Annotated in this window: 2 protein-coding genes and 1 pseudogene; all 3 read left to right on the top strand. The window is 76.5% G+C overall.

Annotated features, from left to right (window positions below; all coding sequences use genetic code 11):
- Positions 1-918 (top strand): acyl carrier protein (locus ACZ5D2_RS29630; RefSeq protein ID WP_468933507.1); only part of this gene is annotated, 918 nt, incomplete at its 5' end.
- A gap of 80 nt (positions 919-998) precedes the next feature.
- Positions 999-5,732: a type I polyketide synthase gene (locus ACZ5D2_RS29625; protein ID WP_468933504.1), complete on the top strand. Its 4,734-nt coding sequence runs from the start codon at positions 999-1,001 to the stop codon at positions 5,730-5,732.
- Between the two features lies 1 nt (position 5,733).
- A pseudogene (locus tag ACZ5D2_RS29620) lies at positions 5,734-16,785 on the top strand (SDR family NAD(P)-dependent oxidoreductase); the annotation flags it as partial.
- Positions 16,786-16,801 lie beyond the last annotated feature (16 nt).

Here is a 16,801-nt window from a genome sequence, read left to right as displayed (position 1 = left end):
TTCTCTTCGTTCGCGGGTACGGTCGGTGGTGCCGGTCAGGGCAATTACGCGGCGGCCAACGCCTGTCTGGACGCCCTCGCCGAGCAGCGCCGCGGCGACGGACTGCCCGCCACCTCCATCGCCTGGGGAGCCTGGGCCGACAACGGCCTCGCCACCGGATCCGACGCCGTCACCGCCCGCATGCGCCGCGGTGGCCTCCTGCCGATGGCCCCCGACCTGGCCATGACCGCCCTCCAGCAGGCCCTGGACCGCGACGAGACCACGCTCGTCGTCGCCGGGGTCGACTGGGAGCGCTTCACGGCGGCCTTCGTCACCGGCCGCCCCAGCCCGCTCCTGACGGGCGTCCCCGAGGTGCGGACCGTACTCGCGGCCCTGGACGAGGGCCGCGCCGCCGGCACCTCCCTGAGGGACACCCTCCCGGGCCTGCCCGCCGAAGCCCGGGAACGGACCCTGCTCGACCTGGTCCGCACCCACGTGGCCGCCGTCCTCGGACACGGCACCGCGCAGGAGGTCGCCACGGGCCGGGCCTTCCGCGAGGCGGGGTTCGACTCCCTGACGGCCGTCGAACTGCGCAACCGGCTGAGCACGGCCACCGGCCTGACGCTCCCCGCCACCGTCGTCTTCGACCACCCCAACCCGGCCGCCCTCGCCGCCTACCTGCTGGCCGAGCTGTGCGGGGACGCCGGTGCGGACGGACCGTCCGCGCTGGCGGAGTTCGCCCGCTTCGAACGTGCCCTGGCCCGTATCGAGCCCGGCACCGCCGACCACACCAAGATCATGCAGCGGCTCGGGGCCCTGCTGGCCCAGGGCCAGGAGGCCGCCGACCACCCGGAGCGCGCCACGAGCGCCGACGCGTACGAGACGGCGACCGACGACGAACTGTTCGGCCTGCTCGGCGAGAAGTTCGGCATCTCATGACCGCGCCCTCGCCCGTGCCCGTGCCCGGCCCCGCGCCCCGCCCCGCCGCCGCCAGCCCCTCCGCCAGGGAGAACCCCCACGTGTCCAACGAAGACAAACTCCGCCACTTCCTCAAGCGCGTCTCGGCCGAACTGGAGCAGACCCGGGAACGGCTGCGCGAGAGCGAGAACCGGGACGGCGAGCCGATCGCCGTCGTGGCCATGAGCTGCCGCTTCCCCGGCGGGGTCCAGGGCCCCGAAGACCTCTGGCGGCTGCTCGTCTCCGGCGGCGACGCCCTGTCCGGCTTCCCCACCGACCGCGGCTGGGACCTGGAGGGCCTGCTGTCCGACGACCCGGAGCGGGCTGGCGCCTCCCACGCCCGCCGGGCCGGATTCCTGGAGGGCGCGGGCGAGTTCGACGCCGCCTTCTTCGGGATCTCGCCCCGCGAGGCCCTCGCCATGGACCCCCAGCAGCGCCTGCTGCTGCAGACCTCCTGGGAGGCCTTCGAACGCGCGGGGATCGCCCCGGACACCCTGCGCGGCAGCCGCACGGGGGTGTTCATCGGCACCAACGGCCAGGACTACACGCCCGTGGCCGTCCACTCCGCCGACGACCTCGCCGGGCACATCATGACCGGCAACGCGGCCAGCGTCCTCTCCGGCCGCCTCTCCTACGTCTACGGGCTCCAGGGCCCCGCCGTCACCGTCGACACCGCCTGCTCCGCCTCCCTCGTCGCCCTGCACCTGGCGGCCCAGGCGCTGCGGCGCGGCGAGTGCGAGCTGGCCCTCACCGGCGGCGCCACCGTCATGTCGACGCCCACCCTGTTCGCGGAGTTCAGCCGCCAGGGCGGCCTGGCCCGCGACGGCCGCTGCAAGGCCTTCGCCGCCGCAGCCGACGGTACCGGCTGGGGCGAGGGCGCGGGCATGCTCGTACTGGAACGGCTTTCCGACGCCCGCCGCAACGGCCACCCCGTCCTCGCGGTGGTCCGCGGCTCCGCCGTCAACCAGGACGGCGCCTCCAACGGCCTCACCGCCCCCAACGGCCCCGCCCAGCAGCGGGTCATCGAACTGGCCCTCGCCGACGCCCGCCTGACGCCCGACCAGGTCGACGCCGTCGAGGCCCACGGCACCGGCACCACCCTCGGCGACCCCATCGAGGCACAGGCCCTCATCGCGGCCTACGGGCACCACCGCCCGGCCGACCGGCCGCTGCGCCTCGGCTCCGTCAAGTCCAACATCGGGCACACCCAGGCCGCCGCGGGCGTGGCGGGCGTCATCAAGATGGTCGAGGCGATGCGCCACGGCGTCCTGCCGCGCACCCTGCACGTCGACGAGCCCACGCCCCAGGTCGACTGGTCGGCCGGCTCCGTGCGGCTGCTCACCGAGAACCTCGACTGGCAGCCCGCCGACGGCCGCCCGCGCCGCGCCGGAGTCTCCTCCTTCGGCATCAGCGGCACCAACGCCCACGTCCTCGTCGAAGAACACCTCACCACCCCCGATCCGGCCCCGGCCCCCGAGCCCGCCCCCGATCCGGCCCCCGTCCTCGCGGTGCTCTCCGCACGCGAGGAGGAGACGCTGCGCGACCAGGCCGCCCGGCTCCACGCCCACCTGACGGCAGAGCCGCACCTGTCCCCGCGCGACGTCGCCCACTCCCTCGCCACCACCCGCGCCACCCTCGACCACCGCGCCGCCGTGGTCGCGGGCGACCGCGACGCCCTCCTGGAGGGCCTGGCCGCGCTCGCCGGCGGCACCCCCGCCCCCGGTGTCCTGCGCGGCAGCGCCGCCCCCGGCGGGCTCGCGTTCCTGTTCACCGGACAGGGCGCCCAGCGCGTCGGCATGGGAGACGGGCTGTACACGGCGTTCCCCGTCTTCGCGGAGGCCTTCGACGCGGCCTGCGCCGCGCTCGACGCCCACCTGGACCGCCCGCTGCGCCAGGTGGTGACCGGCGACGCCGCCCTCCTCGACCGGACCCACTACACGCAGGCGGGCCTGTTCGCCCTGGAGGTGGCGCTGTACCGCCTCTTCGAGTCCTGGGGGGTGCGCCCCGACTACCTCCTCGGCCACTCCGTGGGCGAACTGGCCGCCGCCCACGTCGCGGGCGTCCTCACCCTCCCCGACGCGGCCACCCTGGTCGCCGCGCGCGGCCGGCTGATGGAGGCGCTGCCCGAGGGCGGGGCGATGGTCTCCGTCCAGGCCGCCGAGGACGAGGTGCGCGCCCTGCTCGCCGCCGGCGTCGACATCGCCGCCGTCAACGGCCCCCGCGCCGTGGTCGTCTCGGGCCCCGAGGACGCGGTCTCCGCGACCGCCGCCCTCCTCGACGCCGCGGGCCACCGCACGAAGCGGCTCAACGTCAGCCACGCCTTCCACTCGTCGCTGATGGAGCCGATGCTCGACGAATTCGGCCGCGTCGCCCGCACGCTCACCTTCCACCAGCCGTCCGTCCCGATCGTCTCCGACATCACCGGCCGCACCGCCGACCCGGCCGAGCTCCGCACCCCCGAGTACTGGGTCCGGCACGTACGCGCCGCCGTGCGCTTCCACGACGGGATGCGCCACCTCGAAGCCCAGGGCGTACGCCGCTTCGTCGAGCTGGGCCCCTCCGGCGTCCTGACCGCCGCCGGGCAGGCCTGCGTGAACGGCCCCGACCCGGTCCTCACGGCGGCCCTGCGCCGCGACCGGCCCGAGCGGGAGACCGTCACCGCCGCCCTCGGCGAACTGTTCGTCCACGGCACCACCCCCCACTGGACCGGGGTCCTCGCAGGACGCCCCGCACGCCGGGTGGCCCTGCCGACCACGGCGTTCCGGCGCACCCGCTACTGGGCCCGCCCCGGCGAGGCCCCCGCCGGGACCGCCGCCCCCGACCGGGACCCCGCGGCCGGCCTCCAGTACCGCATCGACTGGCAGCCGCTCGCCACCCCGTCGGCCCCCGCCGCCCCGACCGGGACCTGGCTCGTCGTCGGCTCCCGGCCGGGGGACCTCGACCCGGTCACCGAGGCGTTCGCCGCCCGGGGCGCCACCACCGCCCGCCTGGACCTGGACCCCGGCACGGGACTCGACCGCGAGGCGCTGTCCTTCCGCCTCCTCGCGGCCCTGGCCGGCGCCGACCGCTGCACGGGCGTCCTGCTCCTGCCCGCCGCACCCGGCGACCCCGGAGCCGACACGGCCCTCCTGCTCCACCAGGCCCTCGGCGACGCCGGGATCACCGCACCCCTGTGGTGCGCCACCCGCGGCGCCCTCTCCACCGGCCCCGACGACCGGCCCTCCGACCCCGGCCAGGCACAGGTCTGGGGCCTGGGCCGGGCGGCCGCCCTGGAAACCCCCACCCGCTGGGGCGGGCTCGTCGACCTCCCCTCCGAAGCCGACGCCACCGCGCCGGACCGCCTCGCCGCCCTGCTGCTGGCCGGCCCGGGCACCCCCGCCGAGGACCAGCTGGCGATCCGCCCCACCGGGATCCTCGCCCGCCGGCTGGTCCGCGTACGGAGGGCATCGGCCCCCGTCACGCCCTGGCGGCCCTCCGGCACCGCCCTGGTCACCGGCGGCACCGGCGCCCTCGGCGGCCACATCGCCCGCTGGCTCGCCGCGTCCGGCGCCGAACACCTGGTCCTCACCAGCCGCCGTGGCGACCGGGCCCCCGGCGCCCGCGAACTCGCCGCCGAACTGAGCGCGACGGGCACCCGCGTCACCATCGCGGCGTGCGACGCCGCCGACCGGGACGCGCTCGCCGCCGTCCTCGACGCGATCCCCGCCGAGCTGCCCCTGACCGCGGTGGTGCACACCGCCGGCGTCCTCGACGACGGCGTCCTCGACACCCTCACCCCCGAACGGTTCGCGACGGTCCTGCGCCCCAAGGCCGACGCCGCCCGCAACCTCCACGAGCTCACCGCGGGCCTCGACCTGTCGGCGTTCGTCCTCTTCTCCTCCTTCGCCGGCGCCGTCGGTGGCGCCGGCCAGGCCAACTACGCGGCCGCCAACGCCCACCTCGACTCCCTGGCCGAGCAGCGCCGCGCCGACGGACTGCCCGCCACCGCCGTGGCCTGGGGCGCCTGGGCCGGCGGCGGCATGGCCGAGGACGAGGAGGCCGTCGGCGAACGCCTGCGCCGCCACGGCATCCGCCCCATGGCGCCCCGGCACGCCATCGAGGGCCTCCAGCAGGCCCTGGACCACGGTGACGCCGGCCTGGCCGTGGCCGACATCGACTGGACCCTGTTCGCCCCCGGCTTCACCACGGTCCGCCCCAGCCCGCTCCTCACCGGCGTCGAGGAGGCCCGCCCCCGCCCCGCCGACGAGGAACCCGGCTGGCGGGAGCGGATCACCCTGCTCCCGGACGCCGAACGCGCCGCCGCCCTGCTGGACCTCGTACGCACCCAGGCGGCCGCAGTCCTCGGACACGACGGCCCCGGGGCCGTCACCCCGACCCACCCCTTCCGGGAACTCGGCTTCGACTCCCTCACCGCCGTCGACCTGCGCAACGTCCTCGGCCTGCGCACGGGCCTGAACCTCCCCACGACCGTGGTCTTCGACCACCCCAACCCGCAGGCCCTCGCAGACCACCTCGACGCCGAACTCGGCGGCACCGCCGCCGCCCGCCTGCTGGCCGACCTCGACCGCGTCGAGGACGCCCTCGCGGTCCTCGACGCCCCCGACGTACGGGCGGAGGTCGCCACGCGCCTCCAGACCCTCCTGGCACGGGCCCGCCCCCGCGACGGCATCGGCACCGGACCGACCCCCGGCTCCGGACCCGGCACCGACGACGCGCCGGGCGCCGACACCCCACCGACCTTGGACACGGCGGACGACCTCTTCGCCTACATCGACCAGAAATACGGGACCCGCTGACATGGTGAACGAGACCAAGCTCCTGGAATACCTCAAGCGGGTCACGGCCGACCTGGACGAGGCCAACCGGCGCCTGAAGGACGCCGAGGACCTCACCCACGAGCCGATCGCGATCGTCGGCATGGGCTGCCGCTTCCCCGGCGGCGTGCACTCCGCCGAACAGCTGTGGACCCTGCTCGCCGACGGCACCGACGCCCTCGCCGCCTTCCCCGACGACCGCGGCTGGGACCTCGCCGCCCTCTACGACCCGGACCCCGACCGGGCCGGCACCAGCTACGTCCGCGAGGGCGGCTTCCTCGGCGGCGCCGCCGACTTCGACCCCGCCTTCTTCGGCATCAGCCCGCGCGAGGCCCGCGCCATGGACCCCCAGCAGCGACTGCTGCTGGAGGTCGCCTGGGAGGCCCTGGAACGCTCCGGCCTCGACCCGGCCGCCCTGCGCGGCAGCCGGGCCGGCGTCTTCGTCGGCACCAACGGCCAGGACTACGGCACCCTGTTCGGCGACCGGCCCGAAGAGGGCCTCGAAGGCTACATCGGCACCGGCAACGCGGCGAGCGTGCTCTCCGGCCGCCTCTCCTACGTCCTCGGCCTCGAAGGCCCCGCCGTCACCGTCGACACCGCCTGCTCCTCCTCCCTCGTCTCCCTGCACCTGGCCGCCGAGGCACTGCGCCGCGGTGAATGCTCCCTGGCCCTCGCGGGCGGCGCGACCGTGATGGCCACCCCCCGGGTCTTCGTCGAGTTCAGCCGCCAGCGCGGACTCGCCGCCGACGGCCGCTGCAAGCCCTTCGCCGCCGCAGCCGACGGCACCGGCTGGGGCGAGGGCGCGGGCCTGCTCGTCCTCGAACGGCTCTCCGACGCCCGCCGGGCCGGCCGCCCGGTCCTCGCGGTCCTGCGGGGCTCCGCCGTCAACCAGGACGGCGCCTCCAACGGGCTCACCGCCCCCAACGGCCCCGCCCAGCAGCGCGTCATCCGCCAGGCCCTCGCCAATGCCCGGCTGTCCCCGGACATGGTCGACGCGGTCGAGGCCCACGGCACCGGCACCAGGCTCGGCGACCCCATCGAGGCACACGCCCTCCTCGCCACCTACGGCCGCAAGCGGGCCGCCGACCGACCCCTGTGGCTGGGCTCCGTCAAGTCCAACCTGGGCCACACCCAGGCCGCCGCCGGCGTCGCCGGCGTGATGAAGATGGTCCTCGCCATCCAGCACGGCACCCTGCCCAGGACCCTGCACGTGGACGAGCCGACCCCGCACGTCGACTGGACGGCCGGCGGCGTACGCCTGCTGACCGAGCCCGCGCCCTGGCCCGAGACGGGCGAGCCGCGCCGCGCCGGCGTGTCCGCGTTCGGGGTCAGCGGCACCAACGCCCACCTGATCGTCGAGCAGGCCGCCCCGGAGGACGCCCGGCCGCCGGCCGGCGCCCGGGAGCCCCGGACACCGCTCCCCACCGCCACGCCGTGGCCCCTGTCGGCGCACACCCCCGAGGCGCTGCGCGCGCGGGCCGACCAGCTCCGCGCGTACGCGCAGGACCACCCGGAGCTGGACCCCGCCGACCTGGCCCACTCCCTCTCCCTGCGGACGCCGCTCGCCCACCGCGGCGTGCTGACCGGCACCGACCGGGAGGAACTCGTCGAGGGCGCCGCCTCCGACGGGAAGCTTGCCTTCCTCTTCTCGGGCCAGGGCGCGCAGCGTCCGGGGATGGGGCGTGAGCTGTACGGGGCCCAGCCGGTGTTCGCCGCGGCGTTCGACGAGGTGTGCGCCCACTTCGACCTCCCCCTGAAGGACCTGGTGTTCGGGGGCGGCGAGGAGATCCACCGCACGGAGTTCACCCAGCCGGCCCTCTTCGCGGTCGAGGTGGCGCTGTACCGCCTGGCGGAGTCGCTGGGCCTGCGTCCGGACTTCGTGGCGGGTCACTCGATCGGCGAGATCGCGGCCGCGCACGTGGCCGGGGTGCTGTCCCTGGCGGACGCGGCCCGGCTGGTGTCGGCCCGCGGCGCCCTGATGGGCGCGCTGCCGGAGGGCGGCGCGATGGTCTCCGTGCGCGCCACGGAGGACGAGGTCCGTCCGCTCCTGTCCTCCCCGGAGGTGGACATCGCGGCGGTCAACGGGCCCTCATCGGTGGTGATTTCAGGCGCCGAGGCGGCCGTCCTGGAGGTGGCCGCGCAGCTGTCCGAGCGGGGTCACAAGACCAAGCGCCTCACGGTCTCGCACGCCTTCCACTCCCCGCTGATGGAGCCGATGCTGGAGGCCTTCCGCGAGGTCGCGGAAACCCTCACCCACCACGCCCCCGAGATCCCGGTCGTCTCCACCCTCACGGGCGCCCAGACCACCGGGTTCACGGCCGACCACTGGGTCGAGCACGTACGGTCCGCCGTCCGCTTCGGCGACGCCCTCGCCCACCTCGCCGAGGAGCAGGGCGTCGCCCACTTCCTGGAGCTGGGCCCGCGGGGCGTCCTCGCCGCCATGGCGGGGGAGTCCCTGCCGGCGGACTTCGCCGGACTCCTGACGCCCGCGCTCCGCGGGGACCGCCCGGAGCCCGAGGCGTTCCTCGGTGCCCTCGCCGAGGCCTGGACCCGCGGGCTGCCCGTCGACTGGACGCCCCTGCTCCCCGGACGCCGCGTCGACCTGCCCACGTACCCCTTCCAGCGGCAGCGCTACTGGCCCGCCACGACCGGCGGCGGCGACGTGGCCGCCGCCGGCCTGGGCCCCGCCGACCACCCCCTGCTCGGCGCCATGGTCACCCTCGCCGAGGCCGACCAGGTGCTGTTCACCGGCCGCCTCTCCCTGCGCACCCACCCCTGGCTCGCCGACCACGCCGTCATGGGCACCGTGTTCGTCCCCGGCACCGCCTTCGTGGAACTGGCCGTCCGCGCCGGCGACCAGGTCGGCTGCGCCCGCCTCGACGAACTGACCATCGAGGCACCGCTGGTCCTCCCCGAACAGGGCGCGGTCCAGCTCCAGGTCGCCGTCGGACCCGCGGACGCGGACGGACGGCGCTCGCTGACCTTCCACTCCCGGCACGCCGACGAGCCGTGGACCCGGCACGCGGGCGGCACCCTGATGGCCGACCCCGTCCCGGCCGCCACCCCGCCCGCCGACCCCGGCATGGGCGAATGGCCCCCGGCGGGCGCCGAGCCGATATCCGTCGACGGGCTCTACGAGCACCTCGTCGAGGTCGGCTTCGGCTACGGCCCGGCCTTCCAGGGCCTGCGGGCCGCCTGGCGCCGCGGCGAGGACGTGTTCGCCGAGGTGCGGCTGCCGCAGGAGACCGAGGCGTCCCGCTTCGGCCTGCACCCCGCCCTGCTGGACGCCGCCCTGCACGCCGTCGGACTCGGCGACTTCGTCACCGACGGCGCCGCCAGCCTCCCCTTCTCCTGGCGCGGAGTGACCCTCCACGCGGCCGGCGCCCCGGCGCTGCGCGTACGGCTGTCACCCGCCGGCCCCGACACCGTGGCCCTGGAGGCCGCGGACCAGGCCGGCGCCCCGGTCGCCACCGTCGAGGCCCTCGCCCTGCGCCCGGCCGCCGCGCAGCGCACGCACCGGCACCGCGACTCCCTGTTCCGCGTCGACTGGACCGCCCTGCCCCGGACCGCGGCCGGGGCCGCACCCGCAGGACCCGCCGACGCGCGGCCCCACTGGATCGCCTCGACCGCCGACCTGGCCGCGCTGGACACCGTCCCGGACACCGTGTTCGTCCGCTGCCCGCACACCGAAGACCTGGTCACCGACGCGCACTCCGGCACGCACCGCGTCCTGGAACTCCTCCAGACGTGGCTCGCCGAGCCCCGGTACACCGCGTCGCAGCTGGTCCTCGTCACCCGCGGTGCGCTGGCCGTGCGACCCGGTGAGGAGGTCCGCGACCTCGGCCAGGCGCCGCTGTGGGGCCTCGTCCGGTCGGCGCAGGCCGAGAACCCGGGCAGCTTCCGTCTCATCGACACGGACGACGACGCGGACGACGACACGGAATCGGGCCCGAGTGGATCCCTGACCGCCGCCCTGGCCCTCGACGAGCCGCAACTCGCCCTGCGCGAAGGCCTGTTGTACGCCCCCCGGCTGGCCCGCGTCCCCGCCCCCGCCGCGCCCCGGGAGTGGAACCCCGACGGCACCGTCCTGATCACCGGCGGCACCGGCGGCCTCGGCGCCCTGCTCGCCCGCCACCTGGTGGCCGAGCACGGCGTACGCCACCTCGTCCTGGCCGGCCGGCGCGGTCCGGCCGCCGAGGGCGCCGCCGAACTCGCCGCCGAACTCACCGGGTCCGGCGCCCACGTCCTGATCGAGGCCTGCGACGTCGGCGACCGCGCCGACCTGGCCCGCCTGCTCGCCCGGATCCCCGCAGGACACCCGCTGACCGCGGTGGTGCACGCCGCCGGCGTCCTCGACGACGGGGTGATCGGCTCGCTGGCCCCCGAACGGCTGGACACCGTACTGCGCCCCAAGCTCGACGCGGCCTGGCACCTGCACGAGCTGACGCGGGAGGCGGACCTGTCGGCCTTCGTCCTGTTCTCCTCGGCCGCCGGCGTCTTCGGCGCCCCCGGCCAGGCCGGATACGCCGCCGCCAACGCCTTCCTCGACGCCCTCGCCCAGCACCGTGCCGCGCAGGGACTCAGCGCCGTCTCCCTCGCCTGGGGCCTGTGGGCGGAAGGCGGCGGCATGGGCGGGCGCCTGGCCGGCAACGACCGTCAGCGCATCACCGGATCCGGCGTCGCCGCCCTGTCCGCCGCCGAGGGGCTCGAACTCTTCGACCTCGCCGGCGGCCTCGACGAGCCCCTGCTCGTCCCCGCCCGCCTGGACCTCACCCCGCCGCCCGGCGCGGCGGCCCGCACCGCGACGCCGCCCGCCCTGCTGCGCGGCCTGGTGCGCGGACCGGCCCGCCGGGCGGCCGCGTCCGCCCCGGCCACCCCCCGTACGGAGTGGACCGAACGGCAGATCGCCGAACTCGTCCGCACCCACGTCGGTTCCGTACTGGGCCACGCGACGGCCGGGGCGATCGACCTCGGCCAGGCGTTCACCGAGCTCGGCTTCGACTCCCTCACCGCCGTCGAACTGCGCAACCGGCTCACCACCGAGACGGGCCTGCGGCTCTCGGCCACGCTGATCTTCGACTACCCCACCCCCGCCGCCCTCGTCGAGCACCTGCGCGCCGGGCTGACCGAGGCCGCGCCGGACACCGCCGCTGCCACCGTGCCCGTCGCCGCCCCGGGCGCCGACGCCGACGACCCCATCGCGATCGTCGGCATGAGCTGCCGCTACCCCGGCGGGGTCCGCTCGCCCGAGGACCTGTGGAACCTGGTCTCCGCAGGCGGAGACGGCATCGCGGCGTTCCCGACCGACCGCGGCTGGGACCTCGACGGCCTCTTCGACGACGACCCCGACGCGGCCGGCCGCTCGTACGTCAGCGAGGGCGGCTTCCTCTACGACGCCGCCGAGTTCGACGCCGGCTTCTTCGGGATCTCGCCCCGCGAGGCCCTCGCCATGGACCCCCAGCAGCGGCTCCTCCTCGAAACCGCCTGGGAGGCCTTCGAACGCGCCGGCATCGACCCCACCTCCGTCCGCGGTACCGCCACCGGCGTGTTCGCGGGCGTCATGTACCACGACTACGCCTCCCTCCTGGGCGGCGGCGAGGTGCCCGAGGGCATCGACGGCTACCTCAGCACCGGCAACGCCGGCAGCGTCCTGTCCGGCCGCATCTCCTACGTCCTCGGGCTGGAGGGCCCGGCCGTCACCGTCGACACCGCCTGCTCCTCCTCGCTGGTCGCCCTTCACCTGGCCGCCCAGGCCCTGCGGGGCGGCGAGTGCACCATGGCCCTGGCGGGCGGTGCGACCGTGATGGCCACGCCCAACACGTTCGTCGAGTTCTCCCGCCAGCGCGGCCTGTCCTTCGACGGCCGCTGCAAGTCCTTCGCGGCGTCCGCCGACGGCACCGGCTGGGGCGAGGGCGCGGCCATGCTCCTACTGGAACGCCTCTCCGACGCCCGCCGCAACGGCCACCGGGTCCTCGGCGTCATCCGCGGCTCCGCCGTCAACCAGGACGGCGCCTCCAACGGGCTCACCGCCCCCAACGGCCCCTCCCAGCAGCGCGTCATCCGCCAGGCCCTCGGCAACGCCGGCCTGACCGTCGCCGACGTCGACGCCGTCGAGGCCCACGGCACCGGCACCAGGCTCGGCGACCCCATCGAAGCCCAGGCCGTCCTCGCCACCTACGGGCAGGGCCGCCCCGACGGCCGGCCGCTGTGGCTGGGCTCCCTCAAGTCCAACATCGGCCACACCCAGGCCGCCTCCGGCGTCGGCGGCGTCATCAAGATGGTCCAGGCGATGCGCCACGGCGTCCTGCCGCGCACCCTCCACGTCGACGAGCCCACCCCGCACGTCGACTGGGACGCCGGCGCCGTACGCCTGCTCACCGAGCCCGTGCCGTGGCCCGAGACCGGGCGCGCCCGCCGCTCCGGCGTGTCCTCGTTCGGTGTCAGCGGCACCAACGCCCACGTCATCGTCGAACAGGCCCCCCTCGAAGACGTCACCGGAGCACGGCCCGCCGGCCCGCCATCCCCCGCCGAACAGGGCACCGCCCTGCCGTGGGTGCTGTCCGGCAAGACCGACGACGCCCTGCGCGACCAGGCCCGCAACCTCCTCGCCGCCCTGGACGGCCTCACCGCGCAGCGGGCCCCCGACGACGGCGCCCCCCACCACCCCCTCGCCGACATCGGCCGCTCCCTCGCGTCCTCCCGCGCCGCCCTGGAGCACCGGGCCGCCGTCGTCGCCGACGACCCCGCCGCCTTCGCCGCCGCCCTGACCGCCCTGGCCGCCGGCGAGCCCTCCCCGCACCTGCTGCGCGGCTCGGCGCGCACCGCCGCGACGGCCGTGTTCGTCTTCCCCGGCCAGGGCTCGCAGTGGGCCGGCATGGCCCACGAACTGCTCGACGCCTCCCCGGTGTTCGCCGACCGGCTGGACGCCTGCGAGCGCGCCCTGGCGCCCTACGTGGACTGGTCGCTGCGCGAGGCCCTCGCCGACGAGGCAGCCCTGACCCGCGTCGACGTCGTCCAGCCCGCCCTGTGGGCCGTGATGGTCTCCCTCGCCGCGCTGTGGCGCTCCCACGGCGTGGAACCGGCCGCCGTGGTCGGCCACTCGCAGGGCGAGATCGCCGCCGCCTGCGTCGCCGGGGCGCTCACCCTCGACGACGCGGCCCGCGTCGTCGCCCTGCGCAGCAAGGCCCTGCTGGCCCTCTCCGGCCGCGGCGGCATGGTCTCCCTGCCGCTCTCCCGGGAGGAGGCCGCCGCGCACCTGGGCGAGCGGCTGTCGCTCGCCGCCGTGAACGGCCCCCGTTCCGTCGTGGTCTCCGGCGACCCGGAGGCACTCGACGCGGTGCTCGCCGCGGTCGAGGGCGCCCGCCGGATCCCCGTGGACTACGCCTCCCACTCCGCCCACGTGGAGGAGATCCGCACCGACGTCCTGGACGCCCTCGCCGGCATCACCGCCCGTCCCGCCGAGATCCCGTTCCTGTCCACCGTCGACGCCACCTGGCTGGACGGCACCGAACTCGACGAGCGGTACTGGTACCGCAACCTCCGCCAGAGCGTCCTGCTCTCCGACGCCACCGAAACCCTCCTCCGGGCGGGCCACGGCGTGTTCATCGAGGTCAGCCCGCACCCCGTCCTCGTCCACGGCCTGCCCGACACCGCGCTGGGCTCCCTGCGCCGCGGCGACGGCGGCCCCGGCCGCTTCACCGCCGCCCTCGCCGAGGCCCACGTCCACGGCGTCGCGGTGGACTGGGACACCGTCTTCCCCGGAGCCGGCCACGTCGACCTGCCCACGTACCCCTTCCAGCGCGAGCGGTTCTGGCTGGAGGGCGCCGAAGCCTCCGGCGACATGGCCTCGGCGGGCCTGGAGGGGGCCGACCACCCGCTGCTCGGCGCGGCGGTGACCCTCGCCGCCTCCGACGACCACCTCTTCACCGGACGCCTGTCGCTGTCCGCGCAGCCCTGGCTGGCCGACCACGCCGTGGCCGGCACGGCCCTGCTGCCCGGCACCGCCTTCGTCGAACTGGCCCTGCACGCCGGCCTGCGCACCGGCCACCCCCACCTGGAGGAACTGACCCTGGAGGCCCCGCTGGCGCTGCCCGGGCGGGGCGCCGTGCAGGTCCAGCTGGCCGTCGGCCCCGCCGACCCGGACGGCCGCCGCACCGTCACCACGTACGCCCGCTCCGCGCAGGAGACCGGCGAACCCTGGACCCGCCACGCCACCGGCGTCCTCTGCACCACCCCGGCCACCGCCCCGGCCCCGGCCCCGGCCGGCGGAGGCACCTGGCCCCCCGCCGGTGCCGAACCCGTCGACCTGACCGGCTTCTACGACCGGCTCGCCGACGCCGGCCTCGGCTACGGGCCCGCCTTCCAGGGCCTGCGGGCCGCCTGGCGGCTCGGCGACGAGGTGTACGCCGAGGTCGCCCTCGCCCCCGACCGGCAGGAGGCCGCTGGCCGCTTCGGTCTCCACCCGGCCCTCCTCGACGCCGCCCTGCACGCCGTGGGCCTCGGCTCCTTCCTCGACGGTCCCGGCGTCCGCCTGCCGTTCTCCTGGAACGGGGTCTCCCTGCACGCCGGCGGTGCCCGCGCCCTGCGCGTCCGGCTGAGCCCGGTTGGTGGTGATGCCGTCGCGCTCACCGTCACCGACACGGCCGACCGCGCGGTGGCCACCGTCGACTCACTGGCCCTGCGCCCGGTCGCCACCGACCACCTCGCACACCGCGACACCCTCTTCGCCCTGGACTGGGCGGCGGCCCCGGCGGGCGGGGCCCTGTCCGCGGGCAGGGCGTACGAGGTGGACGGCTCCGACGGCGTCCGCCCCGCCCTGGGCCGGGCCCTGGAAGCCCTCCAGGGGTCCCTCGCGGACGCGGGGGAGGAGCGCCTGGTGTTCGTGACCCGGGGTGCGGTCGGCGAGGACGTACGCGATCCGGCGGGTGCGGCCGTGTGGGGTCTGGTGCGCTCGGCGCAGTCGGAGCACCCCGGCCGCTTCCACCTCCTCGACCTGGACGAGGGCGTCGACCCGACGCCGTACCTGACCTCACCGGAGCCGCAGCTGGCGGTGCGCGGGGGAGCGGCCCGCATCCCGCGCCTGCTCCGGGCCCCCGCCCCGGTGGCTTCCGAGGGGCTGTCCTTCACCGAGGGCGGCACGGTCCTGGTCACGGGCGGTACCGGCGTCCTGGGCCGGGCCGTCGCCCGCCACCTGGTTGCCGTCCACGGCGTACGCCACCTCCTGCTGGCCTCGCGTTCCGGCGGCGCCGAGGACCTCGTCGCCGAACTGTCCGAGCTGGGCGCCTCGGTCACCGTGGCCGCCTGCGACGCCGCCGACCGCGGCGCCCTCGCCGCCCTCCTGGCCTCGATTCCCGCCGCGCACCCGCTGACCGCCGTCATCCACACGGCGGGGGTCCTGGACGACGGTGTGATCGAGTCCCTCACCCCGGAGCGCTTCGACGCGGTCCTGCGCCCGAAGGCGGACGCGGCCGACAACCTCCACGAACTCACCGCCGGCCTGGACTTGTCGGCGTTCGTCCTCTTCTCCTCCGCCTCGGGTCTCCTGGGCGCCCCGGGCCAGGGCAACTACGCCGCCGCCAACGCCTACCTCGACGCCCTCGCCCAGCACCGGCGCGAGCAGGGCCTCCCGGGCATCTCCCTCGCCTGGGGCCTGTGGGCCGAACGCAGCGGCATGACCGGCGCCCTCGACGCCACCGACGTCGAGGCCATCAACCGGGGCGGCGTCGCCGCCCTCGCCACCGAGGAGGCCCTCGCCCTCCTCGACACCGCCCCCGCCCTCGACCGGGCCCTGGCGGTACCGATCCGCCTGGACCTCCCCGCCCTGCGCGCCCGCGCCCGGCACGAGGCCCTCCCGCCCCTGCTGCACGCCCTGGTGCCCGCCCCGCTCCGGCGGCCCGCGACCGCCCCGGCCGCCGCACCCGTACTCGACCCGGAAGAACTGCTGCCCCTCGTACAGGCCCACACGGCCACCGTCCTCGGCCACACCTCCGCCGACCGGATCGACCCGGACCGCAAGTTCCTGGAGCTGGGCTTCGACTCGCTGACCTCGGTGCGCCTGCGCGGCAGCCTCAACACCGCCACCGGCCTGAGACTGTCGGCCACCGCCGTCTTCGACCACCCCACCCCCGCCGCCCTGGCCGACCACATGCGCGGCGAACTCGCCGCGGCCCGCACCCCGCAGCCGCAGGAACCCGTACGGCGGCCGGCGGCGGAGCAGCCCATCGCGGCGCTCTACCGGCAGGCCTGCGCCGACGGAAAGGTGAAGGAGGCCACCGACCTGCTCGTCGCGGCCTCCCTGCTGCGCCCCTCCTTCGACACGGACGGCACGGACGACGCCCCGGCACCGGTCCGCCTGTCCACCGCCACCGCGACCGCGACCCCGGCCGCGACCGCCGCCGACGGGTCCGGCCGGACCGCCGGCACCGTCCTGATCTGCCTGCCCTCGGTCACCGCCCTCTCCAGCCCCCACCAGTTCGCCCGCTTCGCCGCGCCCTTCCGCGAGCACCGCGACGTCCACGTCCTGCCGCTCCCCGGCTACGGCGAGGGCGAGCGGCTGCCCGCCACCGCCGACGCCCTCGTCGCACACGTGGCCGCCGAGGTCCTGCGCCTCGCCGACGGCGCCCCGTTCGCCCTGGCCGGGTACTCCTCGGGCGGCTGGCTGGCCCAGGAGGTCACCGCACACCTGGAACGCCACGGCAGCGCCCCCGCCGGACTGGTGCTGCTCGACACGTTCCTGCCCGGCGACGCGGCACAGCCCGCGTTCCGCTCCCGCATGACCGACGCCATGTTCGAACGGGAGGACTCCTTCGGCTGGATGACCGACCTCCGGCTCACCGCCATGGGCGGCTACTTCCGGCTCTTCCCCGGCTGGCGGCCCACCGCCACCACCGTGCCGACCCTGCTCGTCAGAGCCGGCCGCTCCCTGGTGGACGGCGACGGCCACCACGCGTCCTGGCCCCTGGCCCACACGGCCGTGGACGTACCGGGCGACCACTTCACGATGATGGAGGACGACGCGCAGGCCGCCGCCGGCGCCGTCGACCACTGGCTGA

The organism is Streptomyces sp. NPDC031479, from assembly GCF_055581065.1.
The sequence above is the reverse complement of the archived record's forward strand: the minus strand, read 5'-3'. Positions and strand labels throughout refer to the sequence as shown.